At 73.9% G+C, this 18,100-nt stretch carries 19 protein-coding genes; 7 read left to right on the forward strand and 12 right to left on the reverse strand.

Annotated elements, in window-relative coordinates:
• Positions 1-15: 15 nt before the first annotated feature.
• Positions 16-471: a Crp/Fnr family transcriptional regulator gene (locus ACIA6T_RS23400; RefSeq protein WP_399448396.1), complete on the reverse strand. Its 456-nt coding sequence runs from the start codon at positions 469-471 to the stop codon at positions 16-18.
• Positions 472-620: 149 nt separating this feature from the next.
• Positions 621-890, reverse strand: a complete 270-nt coding sequence (locus tag ACIA6T_RS23405) for a twin-arginine translocase TatA/TatE family subunit (protein WP_399448397.1) — start codon at positions 888-890, stop codon at positions 621-623.
• 145 nt (positions 891-1,035) lie between these two features.
• On the opposite strand from ACIA6T_RS23405, the gene ACIA6T_RS23410 reads away from it, so the two are divergent.
• Together ACIA6T_RS23410 and ACIA6T_RS23415 are read left to right on the forward strand one after the other, a co-directional pair.
• Positions 1,036-1,425, forward strand: a complete 390-nt coding sequence (locus ACIA6T_RS23410; RefSeq protein WP_385048747.1) for a BlaI/MecI/CopY family transcriptional regulator — start codon at positions 1,036-1,038, stop codon at positions 1,423-1,425.
• Between the two features lie 6 nt (positions 1,426-1,431).
• Entirely contained in the window at positions 1,432-2,364 is a 933-nt protein-coding gene (locus tag ACIA6T_RS23415) for a M56 family metallopeptidase (RefSeq protein ID WP_399448398.1), read from the forward strand.
• 37 nt (positions 2,365-2,401) lie between these two features.
• On the opposite strand, the gene ACIA6T_RS23420 is transcribed toward ACIA6T_RS23415, so the two are convergent.
• A complete protein-coding gene (locus ACIA6T_RS23420; protein WP_399448399.1) occupies positions 2,402-2,887 on the reverse strand; it encodes a tellurite resistance TerB family protein in 486 nt (161 codons plus the stop codon).
• 75 nt (positions 2,888-2,962) lie between these two features.
• Complete coding sequence (locus ACIA6T_RS23425) at positions 2,963-3,913, reverse strand: sporulation protein (protein WP_399448400.1); 951 nt, start codon at positions 3,911-3,913, stop codon at positions 2,963-2,965.
• A gap of 339 nt (positions 3,914-4,252) precedes the next feature.
• Here ACIA6T_RS23425 and ACIA6T_RS23430 point away from each other — a divergent pair, with 339 nt between their 5' ends.
• Both ACIA6T_RS23430 and ACIA6T_RS23435 read left to right on the forward strand, forming a co-directional pair.
• Positions 4,253-5,590, forward strand: a complete 1,338-nt coding sequence (locus tag ACIA6T_RS23430) for a hemolysin family protein (RefSeq protein ID WP_399448401.1) — start codon at positions 4,253-4,255, stop codon at positions 5,588-5,590.
• Positions 5,587-6,606, forward strand: a complete 1,020-nt coding sequence (locus tag ACIA6T_RS23435) for a hemolysin family protein (RefSeq protein WP_399448402.1) — start codon at positions 5,587-5,589, stop codon at positions 6,604-6,606. Before ACIA6T_RS23430 ends, ACIA6T_RS23435 begins: the two co-directional genes overlap by 4 nt.
• A gap of 30 nt (positions 6,607-6,636) precedes the next feature.
• Here the strand turns inward: ACIA6T_RS23435 and ACIA6T_RS23440 are convergent, their stop codons facing one another.
• Positions 6,637-7,023 carry a hypothetical protein gene (locus ACIA6T_RS23440; RefSeq protein ID WP_399448403.1) on the reverse strand — a complete coding sequence of 129 codons (387 nt, stop codon included), beginning with the start codon at positions 7,021-7,023 and terminating at the stop codon, positions 6,637-6,639.
• A gap of 189 nt (positions 7,024-7,212) precedes the next feature.
• Between ACIA6T_RS23440 and ACIA6T_RS23445 the strand changes: the two genes are divergently transcribed.
• Entirely contained in the window at positions 7,213-9,042 is a 1,830-nt protein-coding gene (locus ACIA6T_RS23445; protein WP_399448404.1) for a thiamine pyrophosphate-requiring protein, read from the forward strand.
• 46 nt (positions 9,043-9,088) lie between these two features.
• On the opposite strand, the gene ACIA6T_RS23450 is transcribed toward ACIA6T_RS23445, so the two are convergent.
• The 7 genes from ACIA6T_RS23450 to ACIA6T_RS23480 all read right to left on the reverse strand — a co-directional run bounded on the left by ACIA6T_RS23450 (position 9,089) and on the right by ACIA6T_RS23480 (position 15,120).
• Positions 9,089-10,189 (reverse strand): CapA family protein, encoded by a 1,101-nt coding sequence (locus tag ACIA6T_RS23450; protein WP_399448405.1) that lies wholly within the window; start codon positions 10,187-10,189, stop codon positions 9,089-9,091.
• Between the two features lie 15 nt (positions 10,190-10,204).
• The gene (locus ACIA6T_RS23455; protein ID WP_399448406.1) at positions 10,205-11,479 is read right to left on the reverse strand and encodes a hypothetical protein; all 1,275 of its coding nucleotides are present in this window, start codon (positions 11,477-11,479) and stop codon (positions 10,205-10,207) included.
• Positions 11,476-12,774, reverse strand: coding sequence for a glycosyltransferase (locus tag ACIA6T_RS23460; protein WP_399448407.1), 1,299 nt, complete (start codon positions 12,772-12,774; stop codon positions 11,476-11,478). Before ACIA6T_RS23460 ends, ACIA6T_RS23455 begins: the two co-directional genes overlap by 4 nt.
• Before the next feature lie 127 nt (positions 12,775-12,901).
• A complete protein-coding gene (locus tag ACIA6T_RS23465; RefSeq protein ID WP_399448408.1) occupies positions 12,902-13,438 on the reverse strand; it encodes a cellulase in 537 nt (178 codons plus the stop codon).
• An 11-nt stretch (positions 13,439-13,449) separates the two neighbouring features.
• Entirely contained in the window at positions 13,450-13,956 is a 507-nt protein-coding gene (locus ACIA6T_RS23470; protein ID WP_399448409.1) for a SigE family RNA polymerase sigma factor, read from the reverse strand.
• A 368-nt stretch (positions 13,957-14,324) separates the two neighbouring features.
• Positions 14,325-14,675, reverse strand: a complete 351-nt coding sequence (locus tag ACIA6T_RS23475; protein ID WP_399448410.1) for a hypothetical protein — start codon at positions 14,673-14,675, stop codon at positions 14,325-14,327.
• Between the two features lie 67 nt (positions 14,676-14,742).
• The gene (locus ACIA6T_RS23480) at positions 14,743-15,120 is read right to left on the reverse strand and encodes a DUF6479 family protein (RefSeq protein WP_399448503.1); all 378 of its coding nucleotides are present in this window, start codon (positions 15,118-15,120) and stop codon (positions 14,743-14,745) included.
• A 145-nt stretch (positions 15,121-15,265) separates the two neighbouring features.
• Here ACIA6T_RS23480 and ACIA6T_RS23485 point away from each other — a divergent pair, with 145 nt between their 5' ends.
• A complete protein-coding gene (locus ACIA6T_RS23485; protein ID WP_073937345.1) occupies positions 15,266-15,637 on the forward strand; it encodes a ferredoxin in 372 nt (123 codons plus the stop codon).
• Positions 15,638-15,756: 119 nt separating this feature from the next.
• The gene (locus ACIA6T_RS23490; RefSeq protein ID WP_399448411.1) at positions 15,757-18,030 is read left to right on the forward strand and encodes a tetratricopeptide repeat protein; all 2,274 of its coding nucleotides are present in this window, start codon (positions 15,757-15,759) and stop codon (positions 18,028-18,030) included.
• Positions 18,031-18,100: the final 70 nt, after the last annotated feature.

Here is an 18,100-nt window from a genome sequence, read left to right on the forward strand (position 1 = left end):
CACCGTCCACGGACGTCAGCCGCTTCCGCTGCCGTACGGGGCGTACAGGTCGAGCAGCCGGACCCGGGTGGCGTGCAGCCGCTGGGCGACCACCCGGCCGACCCACACGGCGATCATGCGGCCGAACTCGGGGTCCTCGTCGCACAGCGCCCGTACGGCCTCCGCGTCGAACTCCCAGGCCCGCACCGGGCTCGTGGCCCCGGCGCCCAGGTGCCACATGCGCGGCTGGTAGTGCCAGGACCAGCCGATCAGCTCGCCGTGGCCCAGCGACTCGATCACGGCCGCGCGGTGACCGGGCACCTGGAGGTCGAGGGCGACGGTTCCGGTCCGGACGATCCAGAACCGGTCGGCGCGCCGTCCTTCCTCGAACAGGCGCGCCCCGGCCGGGAAGGAGACCTCGCGGGCGTGCCGCATCAGTCCTTCGCGGTACGCGGCCGGGAGACCCGCGCTCAGAGTGGTGGTGGAAGTCATCGCCCGTCTCCTTCCGTGCCCGCCGCCACAGCCGAACGGCGGCGGCGGTGTCCCTGAAGTCAGCGTGGGCCCGGCCGGCGGGAGACGCCACGGGCCGCCCGGCCCCGTCCGAGGGACCTTCGGCCCAACCGGCGGGCGGGGCGGGCCCGTCACCCGGCCGGACGGGCCTCCGGCGGCGTGCCGTCGGTCCGCCCGGTCCGCTCGGAACCGGGGGCGGACGGCGGCAGCGTCTCGCCCTGGATGACCCGCGGGGCCGCGGGTGCCTCCTCCGCCTTGTCCTGCTCCTTCATCGCGCGCGCCTCGGCCTTGAGGATGCGGGCCGACTTGCCCGCCGAGCGGGCGAGTTCCGGGAGTTTCCTGGCGGCGAGGACGGCTATGACGACGATGAGGACGACGGCCAGCTCGCTCAGTCCGAACATGGGTGCACTGCTCCTTCTCCGGGGCACGGGCGGCCCGGGCAGAATCTACATCACTGTAGAGAAGAGTGGGGGTGGCGTACGGACTCCGGGGGCGTCTATACGATGTCTGCCCGGCGAACAGGCGGCGGCGGAAGGGAGGCGGGGCGTGGCGGAACAGCGGGAGGGTTCCCGGCGTCGGGGACAGGGCGAGCTGGAGGCGCTGGTCCTGGCGGCGCTGCGGGAGGCGGACGGCCCGGCGACGGCCGGCTGGGTGCAGGAGCGCCTGGGCGGCGGCCTCGCCTATACGACCGTCATCACCATCCTGACCAGGCTGCTGGCCAAGGGCGTGGTCACCCGGGAGCGTACGGGCCGGTCCTTCGCCTGGACGCCCGCCTCCGACCAGGCGGGCCTGGCCGCCCACCGGATGCGCCGGGTGCTGGACGCCGAGAGCGACCGGGAGGCGGTGCTGGCCAGCTTCGTCACCGGCCTCGGACCGGACGACGAACGCCTCCTGCGGGAACTGCTGGGCCAGCCGGGGGACGAAGGGGAAGACTGAGCCGCCATGGGGGTGTTCGTCCTACTGCCGCTGGTGCTGCCCCTGACGGCGTGGCCCATCGCGCGCCTCGCCGAGCAGCATCTGCACCCGCGCACGGCGACCCGGCTGCTGACCGGCGTGGCCGCGGTGATGGCGGTGTGCAGCACGGTGTGCCTGGGACTGCTGATGGTGGTGGGCACCGCCCAGCTTCCTGGGAACCCGCTCCCCGACGGCTGGTCGGACCCCGAGGTGCGCGCGGCGGTGCCGTACGACGAGGTGGCCGGCAAGGCGGCGATCCCCGCCCTGTGCGCGGTGCTGGCGGCGTGCGGGCGGACGCTGTGGCGGCACGGCCGGGTGCGCCGCCGCGCCCACCGGGCGCTGGCCGGACTGCGGGGGACGGAGGCCGCGGTCCTGCCGGACGACGTGCCCTACGCCTACGCGCTGCCGGGCGGCCGGCGGGACCGTGTCGTGGTGACCACGGCGCTGCTGGAGCGCCTGGAGCCGGCCGAGCGCCGGGCGCTGTTCGCCCACGAACGGGCCCACCTCGCCGCCCGCCACCACCGCTTCCTGCTCGCCGTCCAGCTGGCCGCGCGCGCCAACCCCTTCCTCCGGCCACTGCGCACGGCGGTGGCGTACACCGCGGAGCGGTGGGCGGACGAGGACGCGGCGCGGACGGTCGGCAGCCGCCGGACCGTGGCCCGGGCGATCGGCAAGGCGGCCCTGGTGTCGCGCGGCACCCCGGTCGCCACGCTGGCGGGCCTCGCGGCGGCGGGCCCGGTACCGCGCCGGGTGGCGGCCCTGCTCGGGCCCGCTCCGGCGGTGCGCCGCCTGCCGTCGCTGTTCACCCTGGTCGGCCTGGCGGTGTGGGGCGCCGCCGCGGGGACCGCCGTCTCCGCGATGTCGTCCGCGAACTCCGCCGTGACGATGGTCCTCATCCTGTACGCGGCCACGCCCCTGTGACCCCGTGGCGGGCCGGCCGCCGCGGGGCCGGGGCCGCTCAGAGGTCGAACTCGTGGGGCGGCAGGTCGAGGGCGTAGCACGCCTCGCGGACCACGGCCCGCTCGTCCTTGTCGAAGTCGCCGTCGGCGCCGCCGAAGACGATGCCGATCTGGACGACCGCCCGCGCCTCGGCGGGCTTCTTCTTCGCCTTGGCGATCTCCTGCAGGACGCTCACCTTGCCGAAGGCGAAGTCGGCGGTCAGCTTGCCGATGTTGTCCTCGAAACGGCGGCGCAGGTCGTCGGCGGGGAAGTTCCGCAGCACCTCGTTGGCGGCGATGAGCTGGGCCACGCGCTGCCGCTCGGACGGATCGACGCTGCCTCCCCCACTGCTTGACGCGTGGGAGGTGCCCCCAGCCGCCGCCACCAGGGCGCACATCGCCATGCTCGCGTCGCGGAAGGCGCCGCTCCTCAGATCGTTCTTCCTGGCCGTCAACTGGGTCTGCATCGTCGACGCGGACTCCTTGAGACGGTCCCACAGGGCCATGAGCACTCCGTACGGGTCGGAAGGCGCCCGGACCGAAGTGCACCGGGCGCCGTAACTTCTACAGTAATGTAGAAGTTACTCCTCCTCTTCCTCGCCCTCGAAGAAGTCCCCGATCTCGTCCACGACCTCCGCCGCGACCATGCCCCCGACCACGCCGACCGCCAGACCGGCGGCGCCCGCGGCGACGGCGGTGCCCATACCCGGACCGGAGCGGTGGTGGTCGTCGTGGGAGCCGTGCGGGTCGTGGGAGCCGTGGGACGCCCGCCGCTCGACCAGCTCACGCATCCAGCCGTCGACCTCGGCGGTCCAGTCGCGGGAGTCGTGGAGGCCGACGGTGAACCTGGCCGGCGCGTCGTGGCCGCCGGAGAAGAGGCCGCCGCGCCTGTCGGCCTCCAGGACGACCTCCATGCCGCCCGGGTTGGCCAGGAAGGTCACCTCGATCTCGTTCACCCGGTGCGCGTACTGCGGCGACGGAGTGATCTCGATCTCCTGGTGGAAGGGCAGCTGCTGCCCCGTGCCGCCGATGCGCCCGTACTCCAGGTCGGCGGACTTGAAGCCGAAGCCGAGCTGCCCGAGCGCTTCCAGGACGGCCTCCTGGGCCGGCAGCGGACCGACGGTCAGCGGGTCCAGGTCCCCCTTGTCCTTCGCCCCCGCCACCGACAGTTCGGTGCGCACGCCGAGCACGATGCCCAGCGGCTGTCCGTACAGCTCGGTGACCGGGGTCTCCCACGGCAGCGTGACGCTGAACGGTACGTCGCGCTCCTCGCCCTCGGCGAGCCGGAAGCCGCCGCCGACCGTGAACCGGTCGAAGGCGACGGCGCCCTCGCTCTCGCCCTCCTCGTGCTCGGCCTCGACCCGCGCCACCAGCTCCAGCGTGATGGCCTCGATGTCGAAACCGGCCTGTCCGCCCTTGAGGCGGACCTGGCCGGTGAGCGCGCCGCCGGGCCGGACCGGACCGGGGTCGAGCACCGTGTCGACGGTGGGGCCGCCCACGCCGAGCGAGCCGAGCAGTCGTTTGAACACCATGGTGGCGTCCGCTCCTTAAACGTGCGTGTGTTCCGTGAAGGGGAGTGCCGCCCAAGGGGCGGCCCGCGATATAACTTCTACAAGCAAGTAGAAGCATAGGGGATCGATCCGAGGGGACTTTGCGCTTCCTTTGCAGTTGGCGCGGGGGCAGGACACCCTGCTTCCACCCGTGTCGTCCCGCGCGTCCGGGAACACCGTCACGGCCGGAATCGTTGTGTACTCGCACACCCACAGAAGGAGCACGTACTTGTCCGCCAGACCGACGGACCCTCCGGGGCACAGTCCCCGACCATCCCGCCAGGCATTCCCTGAGCACGGCACACGGCGGGATGGTGTTCGATGAGTGCCGCGAACGCTCTCCTGGGCCTGCTGGCCGTCTTCGTCCTGACCGCCGGCACCGGATACTTCGTCGCCCAGGAGTTCGCCTACGTCTCCGCCGACCGCCTCGCCCTGGCGCGCGAGGCCGAGTCCGGGGACCGCAAGGCCGCCCGCGCCCTGACGGTGCTGGAGCGGCTGTCCTTCATGCTGTCGGGCGCACAGCTCGGCATCACCGTGACCGGGCTGGTCGTCGGCTTCATCGCCGAGCCCTCGGTGTCCGCCCTGCTCCGGCCCGCCCTGTCGGGCCTGGGCCTTCCCGACGCGGCCGTGAGCGGCATCGCGGTCGTGCTGGCCTTCGTGCTGGCCACGGTCGTACAGATGGTGCTGGGCGAGCTGGCCCCGAAGAACCTGGCCATCGCCGTGCCCGAGCGGCTGGCGAAGGCACTGGCCGGCTCCACGCTGGCCTACCTGAAGGTCGTCGGCCCCCTCGTGCGCGTCTTCGACGGCGCGGCGAACAGGCTGCTGCACCGGGTCGGCATCGAACCGGTGGAGGAGCTGCACCACGGCGCCACCCTGGAGGAGCTGGGCCACCTGATCGGTGAGTCCCACGAGCAGGGCGCGCTGCCCGAGGACACCGCCGCGCTGCTCGACCACGCCCTGGAGTTCTCCGACCGGACGCTGGACGAGGTGATGGTGCCCCGCGTGGACGCCGTCTTCGTGCGGGAGGACGCCACCGCCGCCGAGGCGGTCGGCCTCATCGCCAAGTACGGCCACTCCAACTACCCCGTGCTCGGCGACCACCCCGACGACGTCGGCGGCGTCCTCGGCGTGGCCGAGCTGATGCGCCTGCCCGCGGACCGGCTGACGGACACCACGGCCGGCGCCCTCGCCCGGCGCCCGCTGCTGCTGCCGGACACCCTCCCGCTGCCCGACGCCGTGACCCGGATGAGGGAGTGGGGCGACGAGTTCGCGGTCGTCCTGGACGAGCACGGCGGCGTGGCCGGCATCGTCACCTACGAGGACATCGCCGAGGAACTCGTCGGCGACATCGCGGACGAGACCGACACCGTCACCCGGGTCGCCGTCGCGGACGGTGACGGCTGGCTGGTGGACGCGGGCCGCCGGCTGGACGAGGTGGCCGAGGTCACCGGCGTCGCACTGCCCGAGGAGGAGGACTACGACACCGTGGCCGGCCTGATCGTCGACCGGCTCGGCCGCTTCCCCGCCATCGGGGACCGGCTCACGGTCGGGCTGCCCGACGGCACCGCCGCCGTGATCGACGTACGCACCCTCGACCGGCATGTGCCCGAACGCGTGCGGATCGAGCGACCGGCCCGTGGGACGGAGGAGCAGGCATGAGTTTCCCGATGGCGCTCTTCGTCACCGTGCTGCTGCTGATCGGCAGCGGGTTCTTCGTGGCGGCCGAGTTCGCGCTGGTCGCCGCCAAGCGGCACCGCATGGAGAAGGCCGCGGCCGAGGGCCGGCGCGGCGCCGGAGCGGCTTTGGCGGGCATGCGTGAGCTGTCGCTGATGCTGGCCGGCGCCCAGCTCGGTATCACGGTCTGCACCCTGGGCCTGGGCTCGGTGTCCAAGCCCGCGATCTCCCACGAGCTCGACCCGCTGCTGCACCGGCTGGGCCTGCCGAGCGCGCTCAGCTACGGCGTCGCCTTCGCCGTGGCGATGATCGTGGTCGTGTTCCTGCACATGGTGGTCGGCGAGATGGCCCCCAAGTCGTGGGCCATCGCCCACCCCGAGCGGTCCGCGATGCTGCTGTCACCGCCCTTCAGAGGCGTGGTGAAGGCCGTCCGGCCGCTGATTCGGCTGCTCAACGCGGTCAGTAACGGGCTGGTACGGCTGTGCCGTGTCTCTCCGCGTGACGAGTTGGCCTCTGTCCACAACCGGGAGCAGCTCACCCATCTGGTGGCGGAGTCCGAGCGGCTCGGCCTGATCAGCGAGACGGACTCGGAGCTGCTGACGCGTTCGCTGATCGAGCCCGAGACCTTGGTGCGGGAGCTGCAGGTGCCGGCCTCCGAGATCACCTCGGTCGACGGCGATGCCGATGTCGACGAGATCCTGAGGTTGGCTGCGGCCCGCGGCCGTACCCGGCTTGTGGTCCGCGAGCATGACACGGTGCTCGGCGCGGTGCACGCCCGGGACGCCGTGGTGGCCCGTGCCCAGGGACGGGCCATCAGCGCCCGTGTTCTGGCCCGTCCGGTGCCCGAGCTGACCGGAGATGCCACGGTCGCCGACGCGATCGACCTGCTGCGCCGCAGCCGGGCCTCGCTGGCCGTGGTCCGCGACGGCTCCGGGCTGCTCACCGGCATGGTGAGCCTGGACGACCTGCTGGCCCGCTTCCTGCAGCCACAGACGGCATAAGGCCCGCCACGGTCCGGTCCCGGGTCCGGGTCACCCCTCCGTCCGGCGGCGTCGCTCGTTGTGCCAGGCGATGGCCCGCCGGATGTCCGGCTCGTGCAGTCCGGTCCGGCGGGCCAGTTCCACCATGGTGAGCACCGGCGGACCGGACGTCAGCACCCGGGTGATCTTCGCCGCCCACAGCTCCTCCTCCACGAAGGGGCGGCTCCGGTACGCCTCGCGGAGCACGTCGAGATGCGCCTCGCAGCAGGCGGTCACCCGGCGCAGACCGTCGGACCAGGTCTCGGTGGGGTGGGCGGAGGAGGAGTCCGGAACGTGCCCGCCCACCTCCTCACCGGCCGGGAAGGTCCTCCCGCAGAGGTCGCACAGCTCCAGCGGAGGGGTCCCGGAACGCCGTGCGTGCTTCCCGCGTCTCCACATCAAAGCTCCCGATCAAAGCTCTCGGTGGCCGGACGCGGCCAGCGTACTGCGGGACACCGGTACCCGGCCCGGTGGGCGGCACGACGTTTGCGCCGGGCACCGCACGGAACCCGTCACCCTCCCTGACAGCGCGCTGCGTGGCCCCGTCGAGCGGACGCGCACCAGCGGAACGGAAGGTCGATGGCCGGCATGAAGGTTTCCGATTACGTCCTTCAGCGCTTGCGCGAGTGGGAGGTGGACCACGTCTTCGCCTACGCGGGCGACGGCATCAACGGTCTCCTGGCGGCGTGGGGACGAGCCGACGACCATCCGAAGTTCGTCCAGTCCCGGCACGAGGAGATGTCCGCGTTCCAGGCCGTCGGCTACGCGAAGTTCTCCGGCAGGGCCGGTGTCTGCGCGGCGACTTCGGGGCCCGGCGCCATCCACCTGCTCAACGGCCTCTACGACGCGAAGCTCGACCACGTCCCCGTCGTCGCGCTGGTCGGGCAGACCAACCGCAGCGCCATGGGCGGCTCGTACCAGCAGGAGATCGACCTGCGGAACCTGTACAAGGACGTCGCCTCCGACTTCTGCGAGACGGCGACGGTGCCCGAGCAGTTCCCGAACCTCATCGACCGCGCCTTCCGCACCGCCTACGCGCGGCGCACGGTCACCGCGGTCATCATCCCCGCCGACGTGCAGGAACTGGACTACAGCCCGCCGACGCACGCCTTCAAGATGGTGCCGTCCAGCATGGGCCTCAGCCAGTACGCGCCCGTGCCCGCCGACGCCGACATCGAACGGGCCGCCGAGGTCCTCAACGCCGGTGAGAAGGTCGCCGTCCTCATCGGCCAGGGCGCCCGCGGCGCCCGCGCCGAAGTGGAGGAGCTGGCGGACGTCCTCGGCGCGGGCGTCGCCAAGGCCCTGCTCGGCAAGGACGTGCTCCCCGACGACCTGCCCTACGTCACCGGAGCCATCGGCCTGCTCGGCACCCGGCCCTCCTACGAGCTGATGCGGGACTGCGACACCCTGCTGATGATCGGCTCCAGCTTCCCGTACACGCAGTTCATGCCGGAGCTGGACCAGGCGAGGGGCGTGCAGATCGACATCGACCCGCACATGATCGGCATGCGGTACCCCTTCGAGGTGAACCTCGTCGGCGACGCGGCCGAGACGCTGCGCCGCCTCCTGCCGCGGCTGAAGCGGAAGAAGAAGCGGTCCTGGCGCGAGAAGATCGAGAAGGACGTCGCCCGCTGGTGGGAGGTCATGCAGCGGCGCGCCGCCGTGGATGCCGACCCGATCAACCCGGAGTACGTGGTGCACGCCCTCGACGGCAGGCTCCCCGACGACGCGATCGTCACGGCAGACTCCGGTTCCGCCGCCAACTGGTACGCCCGCCACCTGCGGATGCGCGGACGGATGCGCGGCTCCCTCTCGGGCACCCTCGCGACCATGGGACCCGGTGTCCCGTACGCCATCGGAGCGAAGTTCGCGCACCCGGAACGCCCCGCCATCGCCCTCGTCGGCGACGGCGCCATGCAGATGAACGGCATGATGGAGATGGTCACGGCCGCCAAGTACTGGCGGAACTGGTCCGATCCGCGGCTGATCGTGGCCGTCCTCAACAACCGCGACCTGAACCAGGTCACCTGGGAGATGCGGGCGATGTCCGGGGCACCGCAGTTCGAGGAGTCGCAGACCATCCCCGACCTGCCCTACGCCGAGATCGCGCAGCGGATCGGACTGGAGGGCGTCCGCGTGGAGAAGCCGGAGCAGGTCGAGGCGGCCTGGGACCGGGCGCTGACGGCCGACCGGCCCTTCGTCATCGACTTCCGCACCGACCCCGCCGTGCCGCCGGTCCCGCCGCACGCGGAGCTGGACCAGATCGAGGCCGCGGCCTCTGCCGTGCTCAAGGGCGACAGCGACCGCGCCTCCATGGTGAAGCAGGGCTTCAAGGCCAAGATGCAGGAGATGCTGCCGGGCACCCGGCACCGTGGCGACCGCCCCGGCGCCGGAGCCGGTGACAGCACCGGCGAGTGAGCCGCCCGCCCGGCGGGGGTGCCCCCGCCGGGCGCGGCCGAAACGGTCACCGGGGGGCGAGGGTGAGCGCGCCGTCCGGGTCGAGGGCGATGTCCACGCCGCTGACCCGGTCGAGGGTCTCCCGCAGCCAGGCCCGCTCGTCCGCCGCGGCGGGCTCCAGCCGCATCCGCCGCGCTCTCAGCGGCACCATGCGCAGCCCGGACGGGCGCCCGCCGTCCGGGGGCACCGACAGCAGACAGGCGAGCCGCAGGTCGTCGCGGTACTCCTCGTGGCCGGTGATGCCCTCGTAGTCGTCGACGAAGTCGCCGCAGCCGTGGAGGATCACCCGGCCGCGATACCTCTCGACCGGGCGGGGATGGTGCGAGGAGTGGCCGTGTACGACGTCTACACCCCCGTCGACCAGCGTGTGGGCGAAGCCGACATGGCTCCGCGGGACATGGTGGCCCCAGTTCGAACCCCAGTGCACGGACACCACCGCGACGTCCCCCGGACGCTTCGCCTGCCGCACCCGCCGGACGACCGTCTCCGCCGCGGCGGCCGACGGCTCCGCGAGGAACGCCACCCCGGACTGCTCCGCCGTCGCCGCCCAGCTCGGCGGGATGCCGCTGGACATCATCCCCAGGGCGAACACCAGCACCCGGCCGCCCTCGACGGGGACCACCGCCGGCGCGTACGCCTCGTCGGCGTCCCGTCCCGCGCCCGCCGTCCTCAGGCCCGCGCCGTGGAGCACGTCCAGCGTCTCCCGGAGCCCGGGGCGGCCGAAGTCGAGCACATGGTTGTTGGACAGGACGCACACGTCGGGCCGCGCCACCTCCACGGCGGGCACGTTGGCCGGGTTCATCCGGTAGTGGACGGCCTTCCCGGGCGCGAACGCGTCGCTCCGCGTGACGGAGGTCTCCAGATTGACGATCCGCACGTCCGGGGCGGCCCCACCGAGCACCTCCAGCGCCCGGCCCCACGGCCACGAGAACGGGACCGGCCGGGGAACCGGGCCGCTCACCGCCTCCGCCAGTTCCACGTAGCCGCGCGCGTCCCGGACGAAGTCCTCCCGCAGCGCGGGGTCGCCCGGGTGCGGGAGGATCTGGTCGACCCCGCGCCCGAGCATCACGTCCCCGCACAGGAACAGCGTCACCGTCCCGGCGTCCATGTCTCCACGGTAGGTCTACGGCACGCCCAGTTCGAACAGGACGTATCCCGCGTACGAGCCGGAGGCCAGGGCAGCCGTGCCCAGCACCGCGGCCAGCGAGGGCCACTTCAGCCGGCGCATGGCCAGGGCGAGCGGGACGAACAGCGGGAACAGCGGGAGCAGATAGCGGGAGACGTTGCCGAAGTACTGCTGGGTGGCCATCACCATCAGGTACGACAGCACCGTGTACACGACGAGCACGGCGGGCGGACGCAGCCGCATCAGCAGTACCGTCAGCACCGGCACCAGCAGCACCACCCCGACCCCGATGATGTCCTCGAACGGCATCGCGAAGAGATAGTCGGAGTGGCCCACCGGCACGGAGGTCAGCACGTCGAGGGTGTGCCGGCCCCAGTCGAACTTGTGCGCCCAGGCGCCGTCCTGGAGCTTGTTGTAGCCGCCCCAGTCGCCCATCCGGTAGCCCACCCAGCCCAGATAGCCGGCCACGCCCAGCGGGGCGATCGCCACCGCGGCCAGCGGGCGGCGGACGCCCTCCTCGCGGCGCCGCACCGCGAGGAGGGCGGCGACGGCGAGGGCGGCGACCAGGGTGACGGCGGTGGGCCGGGCGAGGCCGGCGGTGAAGGTCAGCGCCCCGGCGGTGAGCCAGTGCCGGGTCATCACGGCGTAGCAGGCCCAGGCGGCCAGCGCCGTGTACACGGACTCGGAGTACACCGCCCACTCCGCGCCGGAACCGGGCCACACCGCCCACAGCCCCACGGCGACCAGACCGGCCCGGTGCCCGCCCAGCCGGGCGGTGACGGCGTGGATGCCGAGCGCCGCGACGAAGGAGAACACGACCGACACGGTCATCCCGGCGCCGTACGGGCCGAGCCCGGTGACCTCCGAGACCATCCGCATCAGCGCCGGGTACAGCGGGAAGAACGCCGCCGAGTTGCCCTCCAGGGTGATCAGCCCGGTGGCGCCGGGTATCGGCTCCAGCGCCGGGTCGTAGCCGTGCAGGGCGATCTGCTGGTACCACCAGCCGTCCCAGCTTCCCAGCACGTCCCAGGTGTGGGCGCCGCCGCCGAACCGCGGGTGCTTCTCGCGGAAGTCGCCGGCCGAGTCCAGCAGGAACATGAAGACGGCGAAGCCCACCAGCTTCAGCACGCCGTACGTCGCGAGGACGGGTCCGTGGCGCACGGCGGCGCGGCGCAGCCGCTCGCGCGGGCCCGGGGAGGCCGGCGGGGCGGTGCCGGGCCGGGGCACGGGGGAGGGGGCCGGACCGGCCTGGCTCGTCGGGGCGGTGGTCATGAGGTCGGGGATCCTGTCGTACGGCGGGAGCGCCGGCCGGGGAACACCCAGGCCCGCAGGAGGAGGAAGCGCAGCAGGGTCGCGGCGAGGTTGGCGGCGACCAGCGTCAGCAGTTCCACCCGGGGTCCGGCCCCGGGCGCCGCGCGGTGCAGCACGGCCAGCGAACCGCTGGTGAGGGCGAGGCCGACCAGGAACGCCGCCAGCCCCTTGAGCTGGTGGCGCAGCACCCCGGTCCGGCCGCGCACCCCGAAGGTGAGCCGCCGGTTCGCGGCGGTGTTGGCGACGGCGCTGGCCAGCAGGGCGAGCGCGTTGGCCGCCTGGGCGCCCGCGGCGGGCCGGAGCAGGCTGTAGAGCAGCATGTAGAACAAGGTGCTGGCCACCCCGACCGCGGCGAAGCGGACCAGCTGCGGGACCAGCGCGGGCGGCAGCCCGGCGGCCTCGTCGAGTTCCCCGGGGCGGCGCAGCGCGGCCAGCGGCAGCCGGCCGCCGGCCAGCGCGCGCCCCAGCCGGGCCATGCCGCGCAGGTCCGCCAGTGCCGTGGACAGGATGTCGACCCGGCTGTCGGGGTCGTCCACCCAGTCCACCGGCACCTCGTGGATGCGCAGCCCGGCACGCTCGGCTATCACCAGCAGCTCGGTGTCGAAGAACCACTCCCGGTCCTCGACCAGCGGCAGCAGCCGCTCGGCGACGTCCCGCCGTAACGCCTTGAAACCGCACTGCGCGTCGCTGAACCTCACGGCGAGGGTGCCGCGCAGCAGCCCGTTGTAGCAGCGGGAGATGATCTCCCGCTTCGGCCCGCGCACCACCCGGGAGCCACGGGCCAGACGGGTGCCGATCGCGATGTCCGAGTGCCCGGAGATCAGCGGGGCCACCAGCGGCAGCAGGGCCGCGAGATCGGTGGACAGGTCCACGTCCAGATAGGCGAGCACCGGCGCGGACGACCGGGACCAGGCGGTGTGCAGGGCCCGGCCGCGGCCCTTCCCGGCCAGCCGTATCCACTCCGTCCCCGGCAGCTCCCGGGCCAGCCGCGCGGCGATCGCCGGGGTGCGGTCCGTGCTGGCGTTGTCGGCGACGGTGATCCGGAAGGCGTAGGGGAAGGTCTCCGCGAGGTGCGCGTGGAGCCGCCGGACACAGGGCTCCAGGTCGTTCTCCTCGTTGTGCACGGGCACGACCACGTCCAGGACGGGTTCCGTATGGTGCGCCGGCAGCGGCGCCCGGCGCGGCAGCGCCACCTGCGCCGCGGACGCGGCGGATGAGCGGCGGTCGGTCGGTGCCGACCGCCTCGCGGTTCTCATGACGGGTTCACGGTCTCTTTCCGGCGTACGGCATGACGGGGGCCCTGGTACGGGCGTGCCGCGCCCGAGTGGTGGTCGGGGGAACGGCCCGGGGAGCGGGGTCGCCCACGGGCGGGGACGGAAGGGGCTAGCCGCTGCCGGCCGACTCCCCACCGGCCGAGGCGGAGGGCCCCCGCGCCGGTGGGGTGGACGGCGGGGCGGTCGGCGGTGCGGTGGAGACCGGCGGTGACGGTGCCGTCGTGGCCCGCCCCGTCGTACCCGGCGCGGTGGACGAAGGGAAGAAGGTCGGCGTGCCGCCGTACCCGGGTGACGTGGTGCCGGCGTCCGTCGTACCCGGCGTGTTCGTCGGCGGCCGTGACACGCTCGGCTCCGTGTCCGGGGCGGACGTCGTCGGCACCGGGGACACCGGCGGCGGCGTCGGACCGGTCGCCGGCAGCGGCCCGCGGTCGGCCGGCAGGGACCGGGAGTCGGCGCCGGGCAGCAGGGCCAGCCCGACGCTCAGCCCGGCCACCGCGAGGGCCGAGCCGCCGGCCCGCCACAGCAGCCGGGCCCGGCGGCGGACCCGGATGCCCTGGTACAGGCGCTCCTGGTGCTCGGACCGGAAGGGAGCCGGCTGCCGGGTGTCACGCATCATGCGCGTCAGCTCACGCTCGAAGTCGTCCATCGCTTCTCCCCTCACCCCACGGGCCTGACGGTGTCGGACAGGATCCGCCGCAGCCGCGCCACACCGCGCGACGCGTGGGAGCGCGCGGTGCCCACCGGGCAGCCGAGGACCTGCGCCACCTGGCCCTCGGGCAGGTCCTCGCAGTAGCGCAGCACCACCGCGGCCCGCTGCCTGGGCGGCAGCAGCGCCAGCGCGGCCTCCAGCCGCGAGCGCTCCGCGACGGCCGACGACACGTCGCCGGGCCCGGCCCGGTCGGGCAGCTCGCCCACCGGGCGCTCCCCCCACCAGCGGCGCCGGGCCGAACGGGCCGCCATCCGCACCAGCACCTGGCGCACATACGCCTCCGGGGCCTGCTCGGCGATCCTCGGCCAGACGAACCACAGCTTCACCAGGGCCTCCTGGACGAGGTCCTCGGCGCGCTGCCGGTCACCGCCGGTGAGCAGCCGCGCGACATGGAGCAGCGCCGACCAGCGGGCAGCCACGAACTCGTCGAAGCCGTCCACCCGAAACCGCTCCATCCCCACCGCCCCGTGTCCGAACAACCCCTTGCACCTGAGACAAAGACTCATGACCCGGCGAAACGATGCACCCAAGTGCTGTGATCCACCTCACCTCGAACACGCTCGCCTCGAACACGCTCGCCTCGAACACGCTCGCCTCGGACGCGCTCGCCTCGGATGCGCTCGCCTCGGATGCGCTCGCCTCGGATGCGCTCGCCTCGGATGCGCTCGCCTCGGATGCGCTCGCCTCGGATGCGCTCGCCTCGGACGCGCTCGCCTCGGATGCGCTCGCCCCGGACACGCGAAAGGGCGGGCCGTACGCCCGTGACCGCGTCACAGCGGTCGATGGACGTACGGCCCGCCCCGGGGGCGGTGGCCGGCCCTGCCTACGTACGGTCGCCCTTCGGCTTGCCCCGCTGGTCCGGGGTGCCGTGCGGCGGCGGGCTGGACGGCTGCGGCGAGGTGGCGGGCGAGACCGGGGACCCGGACCGGCCGGCGCCCTGCTCGGGACGGAGCGCGCCGGGATCGCCGCCCGTCGGCTCGGCACCCGCGTTCAGCTGCTCCAGCCGGGCCTTCAGCAGCCCGGTCGCCGGAACCCGGTCGGCGTGCGAACGCTCGTACGCCAGCAGCTCCTCGACCTCGCCCGCGGACAGCGAGCGGATCCGGCTCTCCAGGCCGCCGATGGGCAGGTGGTCGTAATCGGGCAGCGGCAAGGCGTTGCGGGCGGGATCTGCCATGGTTCTCACTTCCCTGGTGTACGACGTCGCGGAGCCGTCGGCGGGGGGCCGACGGGGAGCGGGACGGTCAGCGGCCCCCCGACCCGCCGCTGCCGAACGCCCCGCTGCTGCCCTCGTCCCAACGGGGCCGCTCCTGCGACGCGCTCGTACGGCTGCCGGCGTTGCCGTGGCCCTTCAGCTCGTGCGGCAGCAGCCGCTCGTCGCTTCCGGGCACCTCGTCCGGCTCCCGTCGCTCCCGTGTCTCCCGGACCGGGCCCCCCTCGGGCATCCGGGGCTGCTCCTCCGGGCCGGGCCGACGCACCGTGCTGTTCCTGACCCGGCGGCTGCCGAAGACGAACATGCCGATCAGCAGCGCCACGACCACCACACCCGCCACCACGAGCCCCGCACCGAGGGCGCCGCGGCCCGCGGCGAGGTCGGCCGTTTCCATCCACGCGGTGTTCATCATGGCCCGCGAGTACCCCCGGTCCCGTCCACCAACCTGCTCACCTCGCGGCGCCGCGCGGGTGCCCGGCGCAAAACCGCCGCACACCGCGCGGAACCCTTGGGACACCGGGTTTGACCGCCGGGGCGGCGGCTACCCGCGCGATGTGACGACGACATCCCAGGAAGAGCTGTTCCGGTTCCTGGAGGACCGTTTCGCGTGCGCCCAGGCATGCACCGAATGCGCGCGGTCCTGCGCGACGCGGGCGAGCCTCGTGGACCCGGACGGCACCGAGAACCAGGAACTCGTGCGACGCAAGGGCATCATGTGCGCGGAGGTCTGCGACGCGACCTGCCGGGTGCTGTCCGAGCAGAACCAGGTGGACGAGGCGACCATCCGCGTCCAGGTGGAGTGGTGCCGCCAGGTGTGCCTGGAGAGCGCGCAGGTGTTCGACGGTTGCTCCGGGGCGGAACAGACGGCACAGGCGTGCCGCGCCTGCGCACGGGCCTGCACGGAGTTCCTCGCCACTCTGAACTGACCCGCCGGTGGGCGAAGCGGGCCGGGCGTCGTGGCACCGTACAAACTCGGGCGAGTTGTCGCCATACTGGACGAGCCAGGGGAGGGCGGGACGGACTGCGACGGGGGCGGGCGAAGGAGATGGGGGACAGCAGGCTGATCCACGGCCGGTACCGGCTGATCGACCGGATCGGACGCGGCGGCATGGGGGAGGTGTGGCGGGCACGGGACGAGTCACTGGGGCGGCAGGTCGCCGTGAAGTGCCTCAAACCCGTCGGCCCGCAGCAGGACCAGTCGTTCGGCCGGGTGCTGCGCGAGCGGTTCCGCCGGGAGGCCCGGGTGGCCGCGGCGCTGCAGCACCGGGGGATCACCGTCGTACACGACTTCGGGGAGTCCGAGGGCGTGCTCTATCTGGTGATGGAACTGCTCCAGGGCCGCGACCTCAGCCGGCTCCTGGAGGACAACAAACAGCATCCGCTGCCGGTCGACGAGGTGGTGGAGGTCGCCGAGCAGGTCGCCGCGGCCCTCGCCTACACCCACGACCAGGGCGTCGTGCACCGGGACCTCAAGCCCGCCAACATCGTGCGGCTGGACGACGGCACGGTGAAGATCTGCGACTTCGGCATAGCCCGCCTCGGCCACGACATCGGCTTCACGTCCCGGCTGACCGGCACCGGCGTCGCCATGGGCACCCCGCACTACATGTCGCCGGAGCAGATCAGCGGCTCGGAGGTGGACCGGCGCAGCGACCTGTACTCCTTCGGCTGCGTGCTGTACGAGATCGCCACCGGCGTACCGCCGTTCGACCTCGACGACGCCTGGGCGGTCCTCGTCGGACACCGCGACACCCCGCCCCGTCCGCCGCGCGGCCACCGCGCCGAACTGCCCGAGCGGCTGGAGCGCATCATCCTGGACCTGCTGGCCAAGGAGCCCGGCGGGCGGCCGGACAGCGCCCGTGAACTGGCCCGCCGGGTCGGCGCGCTGCGGGCCGCGCCGGCCGCGCCGGCGGCGGTCCCGGGCCCGGCGGGCCCGCCCGACGCACTCGCGGGCGCGGCCCGTCCGTACCTCTTCGAGGAGCCCGAGCCGGTGGGGCGCGCGGCCCGGCTGCCGTCCTGGACCCGCGGCATGACCACCGGACACAAGGCGGCCGGCGCCGGGCTGCGCACCACACCCCCCGACCCGGCGGCCGGCCTGTCCGGCGAGTGGATCGCCCGCCCCGCCGCCGGCTCCCGCGCGCGGCCCGCGGCGGACGGGCCGCCCTCCCCCTCACCGGAGGCGCTGACCGCCCTCGCCGGACGGCACAACGCGGGCCTGAGCCTGGGGCGCCTCGGCCGCTGGACGGAGGCGGGGGAGGTGCACCGCGCGGTCGCCGCCGAGCGCGAGCACCTCCTCGGCCCCGACCACCCCGACACCCTCGCCAGCCGCTACGAGGTCGCGTTCACCCTCAGCCGCACCGGTCGCGCCGCCGACGCGCTGCGCGCCTACAAGCAGGTCGCCGAGGCCCGCATCCGCGCGTTCGGCCCCGACCACCCCGACACCCTCGCCGCCCGCCAGGAGATGGCGTACGTCCTCGCCCAGCTGGGCCGCCCCTTCGACGCCCACCAGGTCTATCTGTCGGTGCTCGCCGCCCGCGAGCGGACCATGGGACCCGGCCACCCCGACACCCTGCGCTGCCGCCACAACCTCGCCTTCAACCTCAGCCGGCTCGGCCGCCCGGAGGACTCGTACGGCATGGCGTGCGAGGTGGCCGCCGACCGCGCCCGCGTGCTCGGACCCGAGCACCCCGACACCCTCGTCACCCGCTACGACGTCGCCTACACCCTCGGTCAGCTGGGCCGCTGGACGGAGGCCCTGGAGACCTACCGCGAGGTCGCCGAGGCCCGCGCCAGGGCCCTCGGCCCGGACCACGCCGACACCCTCGCCGCCCGCTACGAGACCGGCATCAGCCTGGGCCGGCTCGGCCGCACCGCCGAGGCCCTCGACCTCTACCGCGCCCTGGTCGGGGACCGCGCCCGCGTCCAGGGACCCACCCACCCCGAGACCCTGCGCGCCCGGCACGGCATCGGCGTCAACCTCGGCCGGCTCGGCCGCTGGGTGGACGCCCTCGCCGAGTCCCGCGAGGTCTGCGCGCTGCGCGAGCGGGTCCTCGGCGCCGACCACCCGGACACCCTGGTCAGCCGCCGCGAGGTGGCCGTGGGGCTGGGCTGGCTCGGCCACTGGGCGGAGGCGCTGGCCGAGTACCGGCGGGTCGCCGAGGCCCGCGAACACGTCCTCGGCGCGGACCACGCCGACACCCTCGCCGCCCGCAACGACGAGGCCCACTGCCTGGAGCGGCTGGGCCGCGGCGCGGAGGCGGCCGAGCTGTACCGCCGGGTGGCGGCACTGCGGCAGCAGGGGGCGGCCGGCGGGGCGTGAGACTCCGGCGCGTGTCCGGCCGGTGCGGACCGGCGCGTGTCCGGCCGGCGCGTGTCCGGCCGGTGCGGAC

Origin of the sequence: Streptomyces sp. NPDC051740, assembly GCF_044453165.1 — a bacterium.
Classification (GTDB): Bacteria; Actinomycetota; Actinomycetes; order Streptomycetales; family Streptomycetaceae; genus Streptomyces; species Streptomyces atrovirens.